Raw genomic sequence first — 19,643 nt, 5'->3', positions numbered from 1 at the left:
CCATGATCCAGGCGCTCAGGGCGGTGGCCAGGGTCCAGGCCAGGCCCGACCAGAGGGTGTCGAGGTAGGTCCCCACCCCATCCGGCGACGGCTCCCAGAAGATCCGCCAGTTCCAGTTGTAGTTCATTGCGCTCCCTTTTGTCCTGTTGCCGCTGCGGCATTGCGTTGGCTTGCGGCCGGCGCCTCATCGTACTCTCGCGCGCGCTCTCGTGTGCAAGCCAGCGGAAATGAAACGGGAGGACCAGCCTCCCGTTTCATCGCTACTCATGCTGGTAGTTCAACGACCGTTTACTTGTAGGCTGCCGGATCGCCGGAGTCGGTCGGATTGGCGATGGCTTTCTTGAGCTGCTCGCTCATCGGCCAGTTCAGGTTCACGCCCTTGGGAGGAATCGGCGCCTGGGACCACTTGGCATAAATGCGATTGATCTCGCCCGACTTGAACACGTTCTTGATGGCATCGTCCACCACCTTCTTGAAGCCGGCATCTTCCTTGCGCAGCATGATGCCGTAGGGTTCGACGGACAGGGCTTCCGGCGTGATCGAATAGTCGGAAGGAGCCTTCGAGCTGGCGGCCAGCGAGGCCAGCAGGATGTCGTCCATCGCGAACGCGACCGCGCGGCCGGTCTCGACCATCAGGAAGGCTTCCGCATGGTCCTTCGCGGCAATGATGTTCATCCCGAGGTTCTTCTCGGTGTTCAGCTGGGTGATCTGCTTGATGTTGGAGGTGCCGGACGTCGACACGATGGTCTTGCCCTTCATGTCGTCCAGCGACTTGATGTTGGACGACTTCTTGGCCAGCAGGCGGTTGGCGGTAATGAAGGTCGTGGGGGCAAAACCGACCTGCTTCTGGCGCTCGAGGTTGTTGGTGGTGGAACCGCACTCGAGGTCCACGGTGCCGTTGGCCATCAGGGGAATGCGGGTCGCCGAGGTCACCGGGTTCATCTTCACGTTCAACGCGGTCAGGCCAAGGCTCTTCTGCACGGCGGTCACGACCTTCATGCACAGGTCGATCGAATAGCCCTGGTAGGACTGCTTGTCGTCGAGGTAGGAGAAAGGAATGGAGGAATCGCGCACGCCGAGCGTAATCTGGCCGGTTTCCTTGATCTTCTTGAGGGTTGCGCTATCTTGCGCCTGAGCGGCGCCGGCGGCAAGACCCGCAACCATCAACGCGGTAACGAGAATGGAGTGTTTCATTGTCTCTCCTGGATAAAGTAGAGGATTGTTATAAACCCGGCGGACCGCCGTGACTTTCCTGTGTGCAGAGGAAGTTTCACATGCTCAAGGTATGCGCGGAATATTAAACGATTATTACGAATTCGGTACAAAAAAGCGCCAAGCTTCGGCTGCCGTCTGCAGGTGCGCGACACCATGCCTGCATGGCGCACCGCAGCAAACCCAGCGGCCGGATCTCGCGACGCACCACCATGTCGCATGGCCTTGTCCCGAATACGCGCGCAGGCAGAGATTAGCAATATTCTTGCCAGAAATCCATGCGAGGATTTACTGAGAAACCGCCCTATTGCAGGAGTCGGTCCACCATCGCATAGCCCTCGGCGAAACCCGCCTCGAACGCCTTTTCGCGCGTGGGCAAGTGGGCATCATGACCCGACTCGGCGGCCAGTTCGCTCTCGTAGCTGGCATCCTCGCCCGGCTGGGCGATGCGCACCGCATAGTCCCAGCCTTGCGCTTCATCGTGCCGCAAGGCGCAGACATGCACCTCCATGCCCTTGTACGAATCGGTCTGCCAGTCTTGCGGTTCCTGTGTTCCTGGTTTCATGTCACTCTCCGGAGAAGTCAGCCGCGCGCGGAAGCCGCCTGCCGCTGCGCGGCGAAGTCGATGTAATACGCCAGGCTGCCCGGATTGCTCATGGCATCCGGGTTCGCTACTTCATCGACCCGCATTCCGAGCAAGAGTTTTTTGACGGGCAGTTCCATTTTCTTTCCCGTCAGGGTCCGGGGTATTTCGCTGACCGCGAAAATGTCGTTCGGCACATGCCTGGCGGACAGCGATCCGCGGATGGCGGCATTGATCCGCGTACGCAAGGCGTCGTCGAGCACCACGCCGGGGCGCAGCACGACGAATAGCGGCATGTACGATTCCCGCCCGAGATATTCGAGGTCCACCACCAAGCTGTCCAGCACCTCCGGCAGGTTTTCCACCACCCGGTAGATCTCGCTGGTTCCCATGCGGATTCCGTGGCGGTTGATGGTGGTGTCCGAGCGTCCGTAGATCACCGCGCCGCCGCGGGGGGTGATGCGGAGCCAGTCGCCATGTCGCCACCAGCCGGGATAGGTGTCGAAGTAGCTTTCGCGGTAGCGCCGGCCCTCCGGATCGTTCCAGAAGTAAAGGGGCATGGACGGCATGGGCTTGGTCACGACCAGCTCTCCCACTTCATCCACCAGCGCCCTGCCCTGTTCATCGACCGCATACACCGCGATGCCCAGCCCGCGGCACTGCATCTCGCCGGCATGGAGCGGCACGATCGGTGAGGCGCCGACGAAGGAAGCCGCGATGTCGGTGCCGCCGCTGATCGAGGCCAGCAGAACATGCTGGCCGATTTCCTCGTAGACCCAGTGGAAGGCTTCCGCCGGCAGCGGCGACCCGGTGGACCCGATGGCGCGCAGCCGGCCGGTATCTACCCATTCCTTCGGGCGGATGTTCGCCTTCATGCAGTTGCCGAAATAGGCGGCTCCCGCGCCGAACATCGTCAGCTTCGCTTCCTCGGCGAACCGCCACAGGCAGGAGAGGTCCGGATAGCCGGGATTGCCGTCGTAGATGGCGATCGCCGAGCCGGTCAGCAGGCCCGTGACCTGGGAATTCCACATGATCCAGCCAGTGGTGGTGAACCACATGAATCGGTCGTCCTCGCCCATGTCGAGCTGAAGGCAATGCCCCTTCAGGCCTTCCAGCAGGACGCCGCCATGGCCATGGACGATGGGCTTGGGCATGCCCGTCGTTCCGGAGGAATAGACGATCCACAAGGGATGATCGAAGGGAAGCTGCTCGAATGCCGGCACCGCCTCGCGGCCGATGGTTTCCGCCCAGGGAATGGCACCGTCGATGCGCGCCCCGGCATCGAGGTAAGGAAGCAGCACGATGTGCTTCACGCTCGGCAGCGCCTGAGCAAGGCTGGCAACGACTTCCTTGCGGTCGAAATCCTTGCCGCCATAGCGGTAGCCGTCCACCGCGAACAAGACCTTGGGCGCGATCTGGCCGAAGCGGTCGAGCACGCTCGGCGTGCCCATGTCGGGAGAGCAGCTCGACCAGACCGCGCCGATGCTGGCGCAGGCATAGAAAGCGATCACCGTCTCAGGAATGTTCGGCATGTAGGAAACGACGCGGTCGCCGGGCTCGACGCCCATGTCCCTGAGCGTGGCCGCCACCGAGGCGATCTGACGCTTCATCTCGCCCCACGTCATGGTCGACAAGGGCCGGGTCTCCGACTTCGCGATGATCGCCGGCGCGTCGGCATCGGACTGGCCTTCGTGGAAGCGGAACACCTGCTCGGCAAGGTTCAGCCGCGCACCCTCGAACCATGTCGCGCCGGGCATGCGCTCGGCATCGAGCACGCGCGTGTAGGGCGCCGAGCTTTTCACGTCGAAGTACTGCCAGACGCATTCCCAGAAGGCGGACAGTTCATCGACCGACCATTGCCACAGCGCGTTGTAGTCGTCGAAACGCAATCCCTTGCGGACCTCCAGCCATTGCATGAAATCATGTATCCGGCTGCGGGCAATCTGTTCCGGAGTGGGTGACCAAAGCGGTGCGTTTGCAGCGTCGTTCAAGACTGTCTCCTGTCGTCATGGTTGTGTTTCACTTCATGTTAACCCGCTTTCGCCGGCTTCGCCCGCCGCCGCTCAAGTCTCGCGAGCCCGGACGCCGTCCGGAATGCGCGAAGCGCCGGATGGCTTGGAGATTCTTGACCTCGATCAATTTTTTTGATGCCGGGTCTGCGCTACCCTGTGCGCATTTCCCCTCTCTACATGACGATGAACGCGCTCTCCAGAAATGGGTCTGCCGCTACCCAGCCTTCCAAGCCGAAGACGGCGCCTCGGCATACGCTGTTCGATGATCTCCAGGCCCTGGTCAGCGGCGCATTGCTGGTCGCGCTCGGGGTGACGCTGCTCGGCCAGGCGCGGCTGATGACCGGCGGCACGGTGGGCCTCGCCTTCCTGCTGCACTACTACAGCGGCCTGCCCTTCGGCGCTCTCTTCTTTTGCCTCAACCTTCCCTTCTACTACCTTGCCGTCAAGAAGCTGGGCTGGACGTTCACGCTCAAGACCATGGCAGCGATCTCGTTGATGGCATTGTTCTCGGAATGGATGCCGCAGATGATCCGGCTCGACCGGATAGAGCCGGTGTACGCGGCCACGATGGGCGGCCTGCTGGCCGGTGTAGGCCTGCTGGCCCTCTTCAGGCACCGCGCCAGCCTCGGCGGTTTCAATGTCTTCGTGCTCTACCTGCAGGAGCGCTTCGGCATCAGGGCGGGCCTGACCCAGCTTATCCTGGACGCGATCATCCTGATGGCATCGATCCCGGTCATTACGCTGCGGTCAGTGGCGATCTCACTGGTCGGCGCGGCCGTCCTGAACCTCACGCTCGCGGTGAACCACCGTCCCGGGCGCTATGCGACTTCCTGAGCCGGCGCGCGAATTGCATCGCGACGACCAGCACGCCAAGGCCACCGGCGGCGATCACCCACGAGGTGCCCATGCGTTCCACCAGCATGCCCGCCACGGCCACGCCCACTGATTGCCCGAGGAAAAAGCTCGAGGCGAATGCGGAAACGGCTGCTCCCCGGCGCTCCGGCGCCATCTGGGTGGCATTCGTCTGCAGGGTGTTGTGCAGCATGTAGAAGCCGAGTCCGGCCGCGAAGCAGCCGGGAATTCCCCACCACCATTCCGGCGCCAGGCCGATGCTAATGAGCGCCGCGGCCATGCAGATGCCGCCGCCCGTCGCCAGCCCGAATTCCCCGAGGTGTTGCACGAGGCGGCGCGAAGCCAGCGCGAACAGGAAGCCGCCGAAGCCGAACAGCATCACCAGCGCGCCGGCAGCGCTGAGCGAGAGGTCGAAGCGCTGGTGCACATGCGATGCGATGAAGGCAAAGCCGCCGTAAAGGAAGGCACCTTCGAGGAACACCGTGCCGAGCACCACCCGCGCCCAGGGCTTGGCCAGTACTTGCCGGAATTCCGAAACCAGCCGCTGCGCCGCATTGCCTTCCGCGCGCCGGGTCAGGCGCGCATGCTCCGGGAGGCGGCGGTTGAGGCGCAGGGCGACCAAGCCCACCATCAGGAAGATCATTGCCACGCCGAAGAAGGGAAGCCGCCAGCTGAGCTTGTCCGCCGCATAACCGCCGACCATGACGCCGGTGGACAAGCCGAGGATCTGACCGATGAGGAAGCGCGCCAGGACGGGCTGCCGTTCCTCATACGGCACGACGTCGCCGATCCAGGCCATCGACAAGGGAATGATGGACGCGCAGGTGGCGCCGGCAAGCAGCCGGGCCAGGAGCAGCATCGGGAAGCTGGGAACCAGCCCGCAGAGCGTTGCGGTCGCGGCGCAGGCGATGCTGCCTCCGCCGACCACGAAGTACTTGCCGTATCGATCGCCCAGCGGGCCGAAGAAAAGCTGCGACAACCCGTAGGCGATCGCGAAGAAGGTGATGACGTAGGAGGCATTGCCCAGGCTGACGCCGAACTCGCGCGCGAGCTGGGGCAGCAAGGGGTCGGTCACGCGAAGGGAAATGCCGCTGGCGAAGGCAGCGATGGAAAGCACCGGCACCGCCGAGCGCGGTATGGCCGGCAAGGCGGCGGAAGCTTGCGACATGGGGAGGACCTTGGATCTTGTTATTTACCCGTGGGGCAGGTCCTCATTGTAGCCCCGCCGCGGAAGGCTTGCCGGTGCGTCCCGGCAAGCTCCGTTTCACCGGTTCAGGCGGGTTGCGCGAACCGTCCCGACTGGAAGTCGATGATTGCTTGTTCGATCTCCGCCGGCGTGTTCATCACGAAGGGGCCATATTGCGCCACCGGCTCGTTGAGCGGCCGCCCCGCGAGCAGGATGAAGCGCGCCGGCCCGCCATCCGCGCCGACATGCACCACGTCGCCATCGGAAAGCACGCCCGCCGCCTGGGTCTTCAACGGCCTCGCGTCGGCGCCCTCGCCTATCGCGAGACGCCCTTCGTAGGCATACAGGAAGGCGTGGTGGCCGCGCCGGACCGGCGTCGAGAAGCGGCCGCCAGCCGGAAGATGCACGTCCAGGTAGACCGGATCGGTCGACAGGCCGAGTATCGGACCGTCGACTTTCATGCCATCGAGGTCGATGCTGCCGGCGATCACCTTGACCTTCCCGCCCTGCGGCAGATCGGCCACCGGGATGTCTTCCGGCTGGATGTCGCGATACCCCGCCGGCTTCATCTTTTCCGCGGCGGGCAGGTTGATCCAAAGCTGGAATCCGCGCATGCGTCCTTGTTCCTGCTGGGGCATTTCCGAGTGGATGATGCCGCGCCCGGCCGTCATCCACTGCACGCCGCCGCTCTTGAGGTCCCCGGTGTTGCCCAGATGGTCCTGGTGCCGCATGTGACCGTCGAGCATGTAGGTCACGGTTTCGAAGCCGCGATGCGGATGCGAAGGAAAGCCGGCGACGTAATCGTCCGGATTGTCGGAGGAGAATTCATCGAGCATCAGGAAAGGATCCAGGCGCGTGCCCTGGCCGCGGCCAAGGCTGCGGCGCAGCCTGACGCCGGCGCCATCGGAAGTTTCCATGGCATCGATGATGCGTTGCAGCTGGCGCGCTTGCCGGTTCGTGTCCATGATGTGCTCCTGGTCCTTTCGTCGATGTTGGTGAGTAGCCTAGTGACTTTTCAGGCGGCGGCGCGCAACGGGGTAACGAGCTGCTGGATGGCAGTTTCGGCCTTGCCCAGCGCGGCTTCCTTGCTGGCGTCTCCCATCGAGAGGCCTTCGGCGTAGACGAATTCGACGTCGTCGATGCCGATGAAGCGCAGGAAATCACGCACGTAGCCGGTCTGGGTATCGCGCGCCGTGCCCGCATACAGGCCGCCCCGCGCGGCAAAGACATATGCCTTCTTTCCCTTGAGCAGGCCGACCGGGCCGTTCTCGGTATAGCGGAAGGTCACGCCGGCGCGAGCCACGTGGTCGAAATACGCCTTGAGCTGGGAAGGCACGCCGAAATTATAGAGCGGCAGGCCAAGGACGATCACGTCGGCTTCGCGCAGTTCGTCGATCAGCGCGTCGGAGAATCCGACGACGGCTTGCTGTTCCGGGGTGCGGTCTTCCGGCTTGGACAGGAAGGCGCCGAAACGTTCGGCATCCAGGTGAGGAATGGGGTCGGCGGCCAGGTCACGGGTGATGACGCGCGTTTCCGGGTTGCCTGCCTTGAACCGGCTGACGAAACTGTCGGCCAGGCGGCTGGATTGGCCATTGGCGGAAAACAGGCTGGAATTCAGTTGCAGCAGGGTTTTCATTTTTTTGCTCCACGTGAGGTGTCGGTAGAGCTATTAAACTATTTATTCAGACGATAAAAAAGTACAATATTTCGGTGTTAAATATCGGATAGATAGATATATGTCGGACATCAATCACATCACGCTGGAGCAGTGGCGCACGCTGGTCACGGTGGTCGACATGGGCGGCTATGCGCAGGCGGCAGACGCCCTGCACAAGAGCCAGTCTTCCGTGACCTATGCGGTGCAAAAGATAGAAAGCCAGCTCGGGATCAAGGTATTCGAGATGCAAGGGCGGAAGGCCATGCTGACCGCTACCGGACGATTTCTCTATCGCCGCGCAAAAGGCCTGCTCGACGACTCGCTTGCGCTGGAACGGGCGGCTGGCCGGCTTTCCGCCGGCTGGGAGGCAGAGATCCGCATCGCGGTGGAAATCCTGTATCCGACCTGGCTGCTGCTCGATTGCCTGGCCCGATTCGGCGCGGAAAGCCCGCATACCCGGATCGAGTTGTATGAATCGGTCCTCAACGGCACCACCGAGGCCCTGAGCATGGGTGTCGCGGATCTGGCGATCGCCGGCCAGGTTCCGCCCGGATTTCTCGGACAGCCCCTGATCAGGCTGCGGGCGGTTCCGGTGGCGAGCCCGGACCACGCCTTGCACCGGCTCGGCCGGCCACTGGGCATGGACGACCTTCGCCAGCAGCGGCACCTGGTGGTGAGAGAATCGGGGTCGAGCCGCAAGTCCAATGTCTTGCCGCTGGACGCTAGCCAGCGCTGGACCGTGAGCCACAGCGCGACTTCCATCGAAGCGGTCAAGCTCGGCCACGGCTTTGCCTGGTTCCCAGTTGACAAGATCCGCAACGAACTGGCTGAAGGCAGCCTCAAGGCGTTGCCGCTGAAGGAAGGCGGAGAGCGCTTTCTCGAGCTTTACCTGATCCTCGCCGATCCGGATGCGGCCGGCCCGGGCACGCTGCGCCTGGCGGACATCCTGATGGAACGGACCAACACCGCCTGCGAAGCGCATCGCGCGGAATCAGGCCAGGAGGCGCAGTGAAGATCAGTCGAGCGCGCCGTACACCAGGCCCCGGAACATCTGCCGGTAGTAGGTGCGCTGCTCAGGCGCCTGCATGAGGAGAATCGCCAGCAGGTCTTCCCGCGGATCGATCCAGAAATAGGTGCCGGCCAGGCCGCTCCAGGTGAAGTCGCCGGTGCTGCCGGGGAGAACCGCCCCGCCCTCGCCGAGCCGGACCGCGAAGCCCAGGCCGAAGCCATAGCCCGGACCCGGCAGGTAGTTGGCGCCGGTGCGCGCCGCGGGCAGGTCGCCAAGGTGGTCGCTGGTCATCCACGCCAGGGTCTTGCGGCCAATGATGCGCACGCCATCCAGTTCGCCGCCTTGCATCAGCATGCGCGCGAACTTCAGGTAGTCGGACATGGTCGAGGCGAGCCCGCCGCCGCCCGACAGGAAGTTCGGCCGCTGTTCCATGCCATTGAGCTTGACGGCGACCCCGGTGACCGGGTCGGTATCGAAGGCTTGCGCGAGGCGCGGGAAGCGATCCGGCGTGACCCAGAAATCGGTATCGGTCATGCCGAGCGGGTCGAAGATCTCCTGCTTGAGCACCTCGTCCAGCGGCTTGCCATGCGCACGCTCCAGGATCACGCCAAGCACGTCCGTCGATACGCTGTACTCCCAGACCGTACCCGGCTGGTAGGCCAGAGGCAGGCCCGCCAAGGTGCGGATGAACTCGTCGTTGCTGGCGCGCATGCGGCCGACGCCGGCGTCTCGGTACGCCGTCTTCACCAGTGAATCGCCGAAGATGCCGTAGGTGAATCCCGAGGTGTGGCGCAGCAGGTCCTGGATGGTGACCGGACGGACCGCGGGTTCCAGTGCCAGCACGGTCTGCGCGCCCTGGCGCTTTTCCACGCCGACCGCCAGTTCGCCCAGCTCGGGCAGGAAGCGGCTGATCGGATCGCTGATCATCAGACGTCCCTGCTCTGCCAGCTTCATGATGGCCACGGAAACCACCGGCTTGGTCATGGAATAGATGCGGAAGATCGTGTCCTTGGCCAGGGGCTTGCCGCTCGCCGGATCCTGCACGCCGAGCGCCTCGTCGTACACGGTCCGTCCATGACGGTGGATCAGCATCGCGGCGCCGGGAATGCGTCCGGCGGCGATGTCTTCCTGGAAGCGCCGGGTCAGAAGGTCGAGTCGGGAGGCATCGAAGCCGGAGGCGAGAGTCATGGGAGGCAATTTGGAAACGAACGGGCGTTAGATTCTAAACCAATTTGCGGCGAGGCCAGGATCGGCCCTGATAGGCAGCCTGAATGAAAAGGCAGCCCAAATGAAAAAGGCGGCCCGCAGGCCGCCTTCTCGCCATCCGGCGCCGATCAGACCGTGCGGCGCTTCTTTGCAGGCTTGGCAGCCTTGCCCTTGACCAGCACGATGTGCGCGTGGCGCTGCGCATGGTGGCTGCGCATCTTGGCAGAAGCGTGCTTCCCGGCGGGCGCCGCCTGGGCCATGATCAGCGGCTGGCCGCTGACGTAGCGCTGGATGTTTTCCGCGTCGACCACGCGCGCGGCGGTCGCCTTGGCGTTCAGCAGCACGACGATCAGGTGCTTGCCGGCGGACTGCATGCGCATGATCAGGCAGCGCCCGGCTTCGCTGGTGAAGCCGGTCTTGGACAGCAGGATGTCCCAGCCCTGCTTGCCGACGAGGCGGTTGGTGTTGTGGTACTCGACCGGGCGGCCGTTCATGTCGAAGACTTCGCCCGTTTCGGTGGTGTAGTGCGTGATTTCCGGGTAATTCGAGGCGGCGGCTGCCATCTTCAGCAGGTCGGCGGCAGACGACCGGTTGTGCGGCGACAGGCCGGTGGGCTCCTCGATGGTGGTGCTGTGCATGCCGAGCACGGTCAGCTTCTCGCGCACCGCCGCGACGAAGGCGGCGCGACCGCCCGGATAGGTCCGGGCCAGCGCCGATGCGGCGCGGTTGTCGGAGGACATGAGGGCGAGGTGGAGAATGGCGCTGCGCGGGAGCATGGTGCCGACCGGAACGCGGGAGGAACTGAACTTGAGGGTATCGACGTCGCTTTCATCGATGGAAATGAGTTCGTTCATGTCCGGCTTGGCGTCGAGGACGACCATGGCGGTCATGAGCTTCGTCAGGGAAGCGATGGGCACGATGTCGTTGGCGTTTTTTTCCAGCAGCACCTGGCCCGACTCCTCTTCGAACACGAGGGCATGCTGGGAACTGAACGGAAGCGCCTGGACTGCCGCTGCGTAGCTCAGGAGCAGCGCGGCTAGCGTTTTTTTGAACATGGTGGGTCCGGGGAAAAGTTGTTCTGCGGAATTAATGATAGCGCGTTAGCCGAGAACAACGTTGCTCCTTGTCCATCCGATGACGAAATTTTTTCAAAATGTTGCAGCCGCGCCTTGAACAGTTTTCAAGCCGTCAAGCTGATCGTTCCCTCCGGGGCGACCGGGGGCACGGAATGAACCGTCAACCCGGCGACGCAGGGCGTGCGGACGGCAATACGTCCCCGCGTTCCCTCCCGAAGGCGGGAGTTGAAGGCTTTTTGTCCTCGCACAATGAACCCTGCCATGCCGCCGGAAGGGGCTGAACTTTTCACTGGCCCATCATCCAATCCTCATAAACACAGAGGCATGAATACGTCGTGCATGACGTCAAATCCGGGGGGACGAACATGGTGGGCCAGTTGAACGCGTCATTGCCATCGGCATTCAACACCGCGTCGGTGTCGGTGCGGCGCGACGCGCATCGGCCTTCCCCATCCGGCATGATCCTTGCGTTTTCAAGGCTTGCAAGCAGCCTTCGGCATGGCGCCGACCGCCTCACACCCCATCGTGACCGCGCGCATCGCCGCCCCGCCCATCCGGAAAAGCTTGTCCTCTATACGTTCAAGCCGCACGCCAGGCAATCGTTGCCTGGCTTGGCTGCCTCCGGCGCGCGCAGCCGCAGGGTTTGAACCAGACGAGGCGAACAAGGGTAAGAGGAACTCAAGAATGCGTGTTCAGAAGGTCGCCTTCGTGATGAACGAATTGCCGGCGCATCGCCTGCAATTCCTGGAAAGGCTGATGCGCGTGCCGGGATTCGAGATCCAGGCAGTCGTGTGCGGGCAGCGTGAGACGCGCGGCCGCCTGCTTCATCTGTCGTCAGCCGCGTTTCCCAGGCCGCGCGAGAAGATGCAAGCCTCGCCGGACGGGCAGCCGCCGGGTTCGCTGCTGCAGGTCAGCCTGCTGCCCGGCGGAGTGAATCGCTTCCTGCATTCGTTCCAGCCGGATGCCATCGTCACCAACGGCTTCCATCCCGTCCAGCTGATGGCGTTCGGGCAGGCTTGCCTCCGGCATATTCCCCATGTCGCGATGACCGAGGCGAACTATGCCACCGAACAGTCCTTGGGCCGCCTGCGGCATGGACTCCGCGAATTCGTCTATGCGCGCAGCGCCAGCTTCGTGGCGTCCAGCATGGGTGGGCAGCGCCTGTTCGAGAGCTTCGGCATCCCCGCGTCGAGGTGTTTCCGTTCTTGCATCGCGGTCGACAACGACGCTTATGCGCCGCGCTCCGGCGCCAGCGAAGAGCGCCCTTTCGACCTGATCTTCTGCGGCCAGATGAGCGAGGTCGAGAACCCCATGTTCGTGCTCAACGTGGCTGCCGAAACCGCGCGGCTGCTGCAGCGCAAGCTCAAGGTGCTGCTTGTCGGCGCCGGCGAACTCGAATCGCGGGTGCATGACGGCGTCGCCAGGCGCGACGAACTTGTGGAGGCGGAATTCGCCGACTTCCGGACCGCGCAGGACCGCGGCGCGATCTACCGCTCCGCGCGCCTGCTGCTGTATCCGGCGCTGCGCGACCAGTGGGGCGTGGTCGTGAACGAAGCCTGCGCTGCCGGGACGCCATCCATCCTCACTCCAGAGACCGGAGCGGCGGGCGAACTCGTGCGCTATGGGGAGAACGGGTATATCTGCCAGCTCAACGTGGCGACCTGGGCGAACCATGCCGCGCAGCTGCTCAGCGACCAGGCGAGCTGGTCAAACTTTTCCGCGCGCTGCCGCTGGCTCGTGGCGGAATACAACCATGACAACGCGGTGGGCGGATTCATCAGTGCCTGCCGCCAGGCGATGGCGGCTCATCACACCATGCAACTGAACAAGGCGGCCTGAGCGGCCTCCTCGATATCTACTCATTCGCCCTGGAGGGTCGTCAGGCGCGGGTCAGACGTAGGGCCGTTCCCGGACCCACTTGGTGGCGATGTACTTGACGCCGGAAACTACCGGCTCGCCGGCATGCAGCGTGTTTTCGTCCGGCGCGCCATAGCGGTCTACGTTGGCGAAGAACACCGCGCCGCCCTTCTTCGGCTGCACTTCCAGGCCCAGCTTGGGAAAGGATGTTCCTCCGCCCTTCTCCACGTCGCTCAGGTACATGACGATGGTGCCGAAGCGCTGGCCGCCGCGCTCGAGATGCTTGCGCGGTCCGGGCTGCTCGGTATTGAACCAGTCGTAATGCGGCCGGTACTCGTTGCCATGATCGTAACGCAGCACCTGCAATCCTTCGCCGCGCTCCACCGGCCACTGCATCAGCGCAGCAAGGCGGGCCTCGATCCTCGCCACGAGTTCGGTTTCTCCCCGCTGCAGCATGGCGCCGCGGCTGGTGCGGTGGGAATGCATGGCGCTGGATCCATCGGTGTCGCTGACTACGGGAGAGCGGACGAGTTTCTGCTCGGTGTAGGCAAGCATGGCATCGCATTCGTCGTCGCTGAGCAGGTTGCCGACGACCACGATGCGCGGGGACTTCAGGGAAAACACCACGTTGACCCTGCGGTCCGGCGTCTGTACGGTGTTGCTGCTGGTGTCGATGTCGGGGATGGCGACGGGCTCCGTGGACGGCGCGCCGAACCGGGCTTCCTCGACCGCGGCGCGGGCGAACTGGCGCTCGAAGCGGCCATCGCGCACCATGATGTCGATCATTCCCTCAGGCTCGCAGGAACGCTCCAGGTTGTGCATCACCCAGTCCTGCCACTCGCGTGGCAAGGTATGCAACGCCGATTGAAGTGTCATCTCGGTCTTTCCGCTCGTTAGAAGATAGAAGACTCTAGGATGATACACCCCGGAAAAAAGTTCCGTCGATCAAGCAGGCTTGCCCGGCGGGCTCAGCCCGGCAACGGTGCGAGCCTGCTCCAGGGCTGGGTGCCGCGCCAGGCGGAAATCCAGTCGTCGGGCAGCACGAGGCATAGCGCACCGAGGTCGGCGACGAGATTGCCGAGCTTCGTCATGCGAAGCTCCACGCCATCCGTCAGTGCCGGGAAGTGCCGCCGGATTTCCTCGCTCACCAAGGGCGCAAGCCATTCCCCGTGGTGCAGCCAGACGGAGCCGCCGATGACGAACTGGCGGGTATCCAGGCAGGTGGTGACGTCGTAGAGGGCACGTCCGAACCAGCGCGCCGCTTCGTGCACATGTGCCAATGCCGCCGCGTCGCCGGCGCGTGCCGCGGCGAACAGCTCCGCTGTCGGCATGCCCAACCGATCCCCGAGGTTGCGCCCGGCGATCAGCCCTTCCACGTCGCCGCGGTTGCCGCAGCCGCAGATCGCATCCTGCCGCTCGCTGATCAGCATGTGCCCGGCATGCCCGGCATTGCCGTTCTTGCCACGCAGGACATGGCCATCGACGCAGAAGCCGAAGCCGATGCCGGTGCTCCAGGTGACGTAGACGCAATCAGGCTCATCCACCACCGCGCCGAAGGTGCGTTCGGCAACGAGGGCGGCCACGCAATCGTTTTCGATGCGCACCGCCGGCAGGTGCCGCCGCAGGCCCGCCTCCAGCGGAATCACCTCCCAGTCGTTTGGCAGCCCGGGGGAATGCGCGCCGCAGATGTTGGGCGTGGCCAGGCCGATCAGGCCGCCGTCCTTCACGAAAGGCCCGCAGGAGCTGACGCCGACCATGCCGAGGTCGGATTCCGCCACCCCGGCATCCTGGCAAGCCTGCCTCAGCAGGGCGATCGCCTGCTCGGGAAGCGTGTCGATGGGGCCGCTCTTCGGCGTCGGCATGACCCGTCGCGCCAGCGGGCCCGATTCGCCCGCGACGATGGCGGCCACCTTGGTGCCGCCGATGTCGATGCCGCCGACATGGGAAGGCATCATGCTCTTTCCTTCGTCATGAGTTGTAGGCCTTGTCCCAGCGTATGCTCAGGCGCGCCGCGCACTGGATGAGTCCGACCATGCTGTAGGTCTGCGGAAAATTGCCCCATTGCTCGCCGGTGTCGGTGGCCACGTCTTCCGACAGCAACCCGAGGTGGTTGCACTTGGTAAGCACGTGGGCGAACTGCTCGCGCGCCCTCTCCTTGTGGCCCATCTGGGCCAACGCCAGTATCCACCACAGGGTGCAGACCAGGAAGGCCGTTTCCGGCCTGCCGAAATCGTCTTCCTCGTCGTAGCGCAGGAGGAACTCGCCGCGCCGCAGGTGCTTCTCGATAGTCTCGACAGTGGCGGCGAAGCGCGGATCGTTCGCGTCGAGGAACTGGAATTCCGCCATGAGCAGCAGGCTGGCATCGAGCTGGTCGCCGCCGAAGGTGGCGACGAAGCTGCCAAGTTCCGGATTCCAGGCCTTGTCGCAGATTTCGCGGTGAATCGTCTCGGCATGCCCGAACCAGTATTGCTCCCGGTCCGTCAGGCCGAGCTTGCGCGCGATGCAGCCCAGCCGGTGGCAGGCGGCCCAGCACATCATGCTTGAGAAGGTGTGCACGCGCTTGGTGCCGCGCAGCTCCCACAATCCGGCATCGGGCACGTTATAGCTCCGGATCGCCTGTTCGCCCAGCCGCTCGAGGTCAGCAAACATGTGCTTGCCGGCAGGACGTTCCAGCCGCGTGTCGAAGAAGGCCTGGGTGCTGGCGAGAATGGCTTCGCCGAACACGTCGTTCTGAACCTGGAAATACGCGAGGTTGCCGACGCGGACCGGTCCCATGCCGCGGTAGCCCGCGAGAGCGGGCGCCACGCTTTCATGGAGCTCGGCCTCGCGCCGGATGCCGTACACCGGCTGCAAGGGCGCGTCCCTCGTGTCGGCAATGATGTTGAGGATGTAGTCGAGATAATGCTCCATCGTCGTGGTCGCACCCAGGCTGTTGAGGGCGTTCACGACGAAGTAGGCATCGCGCAGCCAGCAGAAACGATAATCCCAGTTGCGCTGGCTGTTCGGCGCTTCCGGGATCGAGGTCGTGACCGCCGCCACGATGGCCCCGGTGTCTTCGAAGGCATTGAGCTTGAGGGTGATGGCCGCGCGGATGACCACGTCCTGCCACTCGAAGGGAATGTGCAGGTTGCGGACCCAGTGATGCCAATAGCTCAGGGTTTTTTCGTAGAAGGAGCGGCCGACGTCATGCGCGGAGCCATCCACCGTCTCGTCGGGCCCCATCAGCAGGGTGATGCTTTCGTGCAGGAAGAACGGGCGCTCGTCCATCACCGACGAGATGGAGGCATCGGTCGTCAGGCGCAGGGACTGGCCGGAGCCGTGATAAGAGATATGGTTGGCGCCGCAGCGGATCGATGCCCGCTCCGTGCCGTAGTCGATCGCCGGCCTGACCTTGAGCATGATGCGCGGCCGGCCGGACAGCCGGCGCACGATGCGCACCAGCATCGCTGGCGCGAAGGTCCGGCCATGCTGGTGGAAGCGCGGCGCGAAATCGAGTACCTCGATGCCGTTGCCAGCCTCGTCGCGGAAGCGAGTGACGAGAATGGCGGAATTGCGCTCGTAGTATTGCTCGGAACTGGTCGCCCCTTCGAGCTGGACAGCCACCTGCCCGTGACGCTGTGCCTGTTCTTCGTTCTGCAACAGGGAGCAGCAGATCGGATCGCCATCGAAATAGGGATAGCACCACCAGACGATGGACGCCTGGCGGTCAATCAATGCACAGGTACGGGAATTGCCGATCAGGCCTAACTCGAGTGAACTCATGAATGCTCCATCTTGATTGCGGTGCCGGCGCGGACGTGGTCAGGCGCAGATGCGGTCATGCGGCCGTAATCGGCGCCGGGGCCTGCACCCAGTTCGCCGCGCCCGCGGCGCGCATGCGCTCGATCAGCACGCCCAGCAACTGCGCCATGTCTTCCGGCTTGTCCAGGTAGCATTCGGCCGCGCTTTCCGTCGAATGCTCGATGCGTACCGACAGCACGTCGGGGCGCCGCAGCCGGAATACGTCTTCGTCGGTGATGTCGTCCCCCACGTAGATCGCATTGCTGGCGCCGGTGACCTTCATGAGCTGCGCCAGCGCCGTTCCCTTGTGCCCGGCATTGTCGGGCATCAGGTTGAATACCATCTTTCCCCAGACGATGCGCGGGATGGGATGCAGCCGGGTGAACAGGCGGTCGAGCGCCTGTTCCGCCGCGCCGGGATTGGCTGCCTGCCGGTAATGCACCGACAGGGAAAAGCGCTTGTCTTCGATCACGATGCCGGGATCGGCGCCCATGTCCGCGAATGCGGCCTCGAGTTCGGCTTTCCAGCGCTGGCAAGTCTCGGCATGCTGGGCGGCGGTGTTCTCCCAGCCGGGAACGCCTTCCAGTCCATGGTTGCCGACGATGAAATCCGGGTCGAATCCGAGGCGATGATGGATGTCGTCGATCGACCTTCCGGTAATGATCGCCACCGGCGCGTGCGCGGAAACCTGCACCAGCAGCGCACGCAATTCGGCGGGGAGCACCGCCAGGTGGGGTTGGGGCACGATAGGTGCGAGCGTGCCGTCGAAATCGAAGGCGCAGAGCAGGCCGGGCCGGATGATGCTCTCGAGTCGCCTGGATGCCTCGGGGGTATGGAGCAGATCGATCATCAGACCACCCGCCGCAAGGATTTCCTGCTGTGGGAACGGATCTTCGACGAGATGCGCTCGCGCTGGCGCAAGCGTGCCGCGTCGAGCAGCATCCGGCCCGCCCAGCGGTAGATGTTGAAGTCGCGCACCAGCGAACGCATGCTGCGCATGCGCTCGCGCTGCTCGATTTCCGGCATCGTCAGCGCACGGTACAGCGATTCCGCGCCCTGCTCGATATGGTACGGATTGATGATCAAAGCTTCGTGCAGTTCCCTCGCGGCGCCCGTGAACTGGCTGAGGATAAGCACGCCGCGTTCGTCGTCGCGGGAAGCGATGAACTCCTTGGCAACCAGGTTCATGCCGTCATGCAGGCTGGTGACGAGGCAGACGTCGGCCGCGCGGTAGTAGCGATCGACCTGTTCGGAACTATGGTGTTCCGCCTTCAGGATGACCGGCTGGTAGCTGCCGTTGCCGAAGCGGTTGTTGATGCGCTGGACGAGGCTGCGCACGCGCGCCTCGAAGTTCTGGTACTCATCCAGCGAAGAGCGGGTGGGCGCGGCGATCTGGACCATGGTGAAGCGTCCGACCAGGGCCGGGTACATCTCCAGCATGCGCTCCACGGCCTGGAAGCGTTCGACGATGCCCTTGGTATAGTCGAGCCGGTCGACGCCGATGCCGAGCAGGTGATCCGCGCTTAGTCCGAGTTCCTGCCGGATTTGCGCACGGCAGTCGGCCACGCTCGGGCGTTCGGGGCTGCTTTCCGGCCAGGCGATCGAGATCGGATAGCTTTCCACCTGGGTGAGCTTGCCGCCATAGGAGATCGTCGATGCCTCGTGCTCGATGCGCGTCTCGAGGTAACGATCCACCGTTTCCAGGAAGTTCTTGCAATGGAAAGGCGTGTGGAAGCCGAGGATGGTGCTGCCCAGCAAACCTTCGAGAAGCTCTTCCCGCCAGGGGCAGATGCCGAAGGACTCGGGGTTAGGCCAGGGGATGTGCCAGAAGGTAATGATCGTCGCCTTGGGCAGCACTTCCCGCACCATGCGAGGCAGCAAGGCGAAATGGTAGTCCTGCACCAGCACGACAGGGTCGTCGGTGCGCGCTTCCTTGATGACCGCGTCGGCGAAACGCTGGTTGACTTCCACGTACTGCTCCCAGTCGCTGGACCGGAACACCGGTCGCACATGGGCAATGTGGCACAGCGGCCACAAGCCTTCGTTGGCGAAACCGTAGTAGTAGCCCTGCTCTTCTTCCTTGGTCAGCCAGACGCGCCGCAAGGTATAGCTCGGATTGGTGGGCGGCACCGGCACGCGGTCGTTGCGGTCGACGGTGTCGCGGTCCGCCGAGCCGCTGCCATGCGCGACCCAGGTGCCGGAGCAGGCGCGCATCACCGGTTCGACCGCGGTGACCAGGCCGCTCGCAGGACGCTGCACCTCGATCCCCTTGCCGGTTCGGGCATGCATGTAGGGTTCGCGATTCGAGACCACGATGATTTCATCGCCCGCCAATTCTTCGTGCAGCAGGGTCCGCAGCTTTTCCGGCGTCCAGGAATACGTGGCGTCCTCGCGGGTGCGGCGCTCGAGCGTGATTTCATGCAGCAGCGCCCGCAGATCGCCTTCGAGCGGCATGACGTCCTGCGACGTATTCTTGTGCAGCGGCCTCGGCCCGAGCTCGCCGCGCAGCATCCCTTTCATCGCCTGCAGCCAGTTTCGCCAGCTCAAGTGCGCGACGAATACCGTGATGAGGGAAATGATGATGCCGAGCACCGCGAACATGGTGATGATGTAGCGCTTGGTGTCCGCGCTGCGGCGCTCGATGAAGCTCATGTCGTGCACGAGGATGAGGCGGCCGAAATACTGCGAATCCACTTCCACCGGGCTGTCCGTCACATGCACGGGGCCTTCCGGGAGATTGATCAGCGCCGGGCGTTTCGCCGCCTTGTCGACGCCGAGCCCGCAGCCGAGCGCATCGGAATACGTCCGCGTCTTGTAGAGAAGTTCGCCGGTCGGGCTGCAGAATGCCATCGCATAGAGGCGTTCGTCCTGCAGCGCCCTGTCGAACAGCTGCATGATCCGTCTTTCCGACTTTGCCGGGAGGTATTCCGCCATCGGCTCCTTCAGCGCGTTGGCGAGGGACTGCGAACGGGCGTCGAGGTCGCGCATGAACCAGCGCAGGGTAAGGTCATCCACGAGCGGAACGACGACAAAGGCGGAGAGCCCGAGTACGAGTGCCAGGGGCAGGATGAATCTGAGAGAGAGGCTGAGGAACCTGGACTGCATGCTTTCCTTTTAGTAATTTGCGTCGATTGCGGAAGAACTGGCGGGCGCGCGTCGCGTGCGCGCTCGCCGGCCGGTTCGCCGAAGTGCAATCGGTTCGCTTGCAAGAGT

Annotated in this window: 16 protein-coding genes; 3 read left to right on the top strand and 13 right to left on the bottom strand. The window is 63.9% G+C overall.

From position 1 onward, the window contains the following. Positions 1-288: 288 nt before the first annotated feature. From G3574_RS14610 to G3574_RS14600, 3 genes are all read right to left on the bottom strand, one after another. Positions 289-1,164, bottom strand: coding sequence for an amino acid ABC transporter substrate-binding protein (locus G3574_RS14610; protein ID WP_407941674.1), 876 nt, complete (start codon positions 1,162-1,164; stop codon positions 289-291). 352 nt (positions 1,165-1,516) lie between these two features. Beyond that, on the bottom strand, positions 1,517-1,777 hold the full coding sequence (locus tag G3574_RS14605) for a hypothetical protein (RefSeq protein ID WP_163964417.1): 261 nt from the start codon (positions 1,775-1,777) through the stop codon (positions 1,517-1,519). A 17-nt stretch (positions 1,778-1,794) separates the two neighbouring features. Then, on the bottom strand, positions 1,795-3,786 hold the full coding sequence (locus tag G3574_RS14600; protein WP_163964416.1) for an acetoacetate--CoA ligase: 1,992 nt from the start codon (positions 3,784-3,786) through the stop codon (positions 1,795-1,797). A gap of 177 nt (positions 3,787-3,963) precedes the next feature. Between G3574_RS14600 and G3574_RS14595 the strand changes: the two genes are divergently transcribed. Continuing rightward, positions 3,964-4,641, top strand: coding sequence for a YitT family protein (locus tag G3574_RS14595; RefSeq protein ID WP_328804790.1), 678 nt, complete (start codon positions 3,964-3,966; stop codon positions 4,639-4,641). Here the strand turns inward: G3574_RS14595 and G3574_RS14590 are convergent. The 3 genes from G3574_RS14590 to G3574_RS14580 all read right to left on the bottom strand — a co-directional run bounded on the left by G3574_RS14590 (position 4,595) and on the right by G3574_RS14580 (position 7,481). Further along, a complete protein-coding gene (locus tag G3574_RS14590) occupies positions 4,595-5,827 on the bottom strand; it encodes an MFS transporter (protein ID WP_163964415.1) in 1,233 nt (410 codons plus the stop codon). The genes G3574_RS14595 and G3574_RS14590 overlap by 47 nt on opposite strands. Positions 5,828-5,931: 104 nt before the next feature. Then, positions 5,932-6,810 (bottom strand): pirin family protein, encoded by an 879-nt coding sequence (locus G3574_RS14585; protein WP_163964414.1) that lies wholly within the window; start codon positions 6,808-6,810, stop codon positions 5,932-5,934. A 50-nt stretch (positions 6,811-6,860) separates the two neighbouring features. Then, a complete protein-coding gene (locus tag G3574_RS14580) occupies positions 6,861-7,481 on the bottom strand; it encodes an FMN-dependent NADH-azoreductase (RefSeq protein WP_163964412.1) in 621 nt (206 codons plus the stop codon). A gap of 100 nt (positions 7,482-7,581) precedes the next feature. Between G3574_RS14580 and G3574_RS14575 the strand changes: the two genes are divergently transcribed. Further along, on the top strand, positions 7,582-8,514 hold the full coding sequence (locus tag G3574_RS14575) for a LysR family transcriptional regulator (protein ID WP_163964410.1): 933 nt from the start codon (positions 7,582-7,584) through the stop codon (positions 8,512-8,514). A 3-nt stretch (positions 8,515-8,517) separates the two neighbouring features. On the opposite strand, the gene G3574_RS14570 is transcribed toward G3574_RS14575, so the two are convergent. Next, entirely contained in the window at positions 8,518-9,699 is a 1,182-nt protein-coding gene (locus tag G3574_RS14570) for a serine hydrolase domain-containing protein (protein WP_163964408.1), read from the bottom strand. Positions 9,700-9,845: 146 nt separating this feature from the next. Continuing rightward, entirely contained in the window at positions 9,846-10,772 is a 927-nt protein-coding gene (locus G3574_RS14565) for a D-alanyl-D-alanine carboxypeptidase family protein (RefSeq protein ID WP_163964406.1), read from the bottom strand. 705 nt (positions 10,773-11,477) lie between these two features. On the opposite strand from G3574_RS14565, the gene G3574_RS14560 reads away from it, so the two are divergent. Beyond that, positions 11,478-12,632 (top strand): glycosyltransferase family 4 protein, encoded by a 1,155-nt coding sequence (locus tag G3574_RS14560; protein ID WP_163964404.1) that lies wholly within the window; start codon positions 11,478-11,480, stop codon positions 12,630-12,632. Positions 12,633-12,683: 51 nt separating this feature from the next. Here the strand turns inward: G3574_RS14560 and G3574_RS14555 are convergent, their stop codons facing one another. From G3574_RS14555 to G3574_RS14535, 5 genes are all read right to left on the bottom strand, one after another. Further along, positions 12,684-13,526 carry a 2OG-Fe(II) oxygenase gene (locus G3574_RS14555; RefSeq protein WP_235953445.1) on the bottom strand — a complete coding sequence of 281 codons (843 nt, stop codon included), beginning with the start codon at positions 13,524-13,526 and terminating at the stop codon, positions 12,684-12,686. A 92-nt stretch (positions 13,527-13,618) separates the two neighbouring features. Beyond that, complete coding sequence (locus tag G3574_RS14550) at positions 13,619-14,605, bottom strand: ROK family protein (RefSeq protein WP_235953443.1); 987 nt, start codon at positions 14,603-14,605, stop codon at positions 13,619-13,621. A 13-nt stretch (positions 14,606-14,618) separates the two neighbouring features. After that, positions 14,619-16,412 carry a glycoside hydrolase family 15 protein gene (locus G3574_RS14545; protein ID WP_163964402.1) on the bottom strand — a complete coding sequence of 598 codons (1,794 nt, stop codon included), beginning with the start codon at positions 16,410-16,412 and terminating at the stop codon, positions 14,619-14,621. A gap of 55 nt (positions 16,413-16,467) precedes the next feature. Then, entirely contained in the window at positions 16,468-17,280 is an 813-nt protein-coding gene (gene otsB, locus G3574_RS14540) for a trehalose-phosphatase (RefSeq protein ID WP_163964400.1), read from the bottom strand. Continuing rightward, positions 17,280-19,535: an alpha,alpha-trehalose-phosphate synthase (UDP-forming) gene (locus G3574_RS14535; RefSeq protein ID WP_163964391.1), complete on the bottom strand. Its 2,256-nt coding sequence runs from the start codon at positions 19,533-19,535 to the stop codon at positions 17,280-17,282. The genes otsB and G3574_RS14535 overlap by 1 nt, the downstream gene beginning before the upstream one ends. Positions 19,536-19,643 lie beyond the last annotated feature (108 nt).

It is taken from the genome of Noviherbaspirillum galbum, assembly GCF_010974945.1.
In the GTDB taxonomy this organism is placed as follows: domain Bacteria; phylum Pseudomonadota; class Gammaproteobacteria; order Burkholderiales; family Burkholderiaceae_D; genus Noviherbaspirillum; species Noviherbaspirillum galbum.
This window is presented reverse-complemented; position numbering and strand designations above follow the sequence as displayed.

Coding starts and splice junctions, on each gene's coding strand:
- G3574_RS14555 (WP_235953445.1), bottom strand. CDS start 13,526: ATGACACTTCAATCGGCGTTGCATACCTTGCCACGCGAGTGGCAGGAC.
- G3574_RS14585 (WP_163964414.1), bottom strand. CDS start 6,810: ATGGACACGAACCGGCAAGCGCGCCAGCTGCAACGCATCATCGATGCC.
- G3574_RS14590 (WP_163964415.1), bottom strand. CDS start 5,827: ATGTCGCAAGCTTCCGCCGCCTTGCCGGCCATACCGCGCTCGGCGGTG.
- otsB (WP_163964400.1), bottom strand. CDS start 17,280: ATGATCGATCTGCTCCATACCCCCGAGGCATCCAGGCGACTCGAGAGC.
- G3574_RS14580 (WP_163964412.1), bottom strand. CDS start 7,481: ATGAAAACCCTGCTGCAACTGAATTCCAGCCTGTTTTCCGCCAATGGC.
- G3574_RS14570 (WP_163964408.1), bottom strand. CDS start 9,699: ATGACTCTCGCCTCCGGCTTCGATGCCTCCCGACTCGACCTTCTGACC.
- G3574_RS14605 (WP_163964417.1), bottom strand. CDS start 1,777: ATGAAACCAGGAACACAGGAACCGCAAGACTGGCAGACCGATTCGTAC.
- G3574_RS14575 (WP_163964410.1), top strand. CDS start 7,582: ATGTCGGACATCAATCACATCACGCTGGAGCAGTGGCGCACGCTGGTC.
- G3574_RS14565 (WP_163964406.1), bottom strand. CDS start 10,772: ATGTTCAAAAAAACGCTAGCCGCGCTGCTCCTGAGCTACGCAGCGGCA.
- G3574_RS14560 (WP_163964404.1), top strand. CDS start 11,478: ATGCGTGTTCAGAAGGTCGCCTTCGTGATGAACGAATTGCCGGCGCAT.
- G3574_RS14535 (WP_163964391.1), bottom strand. CDS start 19,535: ATGCAGTCCAGGTTCCTCAGCCTCTCTCTCAGATTCATCCTGCCCCTG.
- G3574_RS14550 (WP_235953443.1), bottom strand. CDS start 14,605: ATGATGCCTTCCCATGTCGGCGGCATCGACATCGGCGGCACCAAGGTG.
- G3574_RS14545 (WP_163964402.1), bottom strand. CDS start 16,412: ATGAGTTCACTCGAGTTAGGCCTGATCGGCAATTCCCGTACCTGTGCA.
- G3574_RS14610 (WP_407941674.1), bottom strand. CDS start 1,164: ATGGTTGCGGGTCTTGCCGCCGGCGCCGCTCAGGCGCAAGATAGCGCA.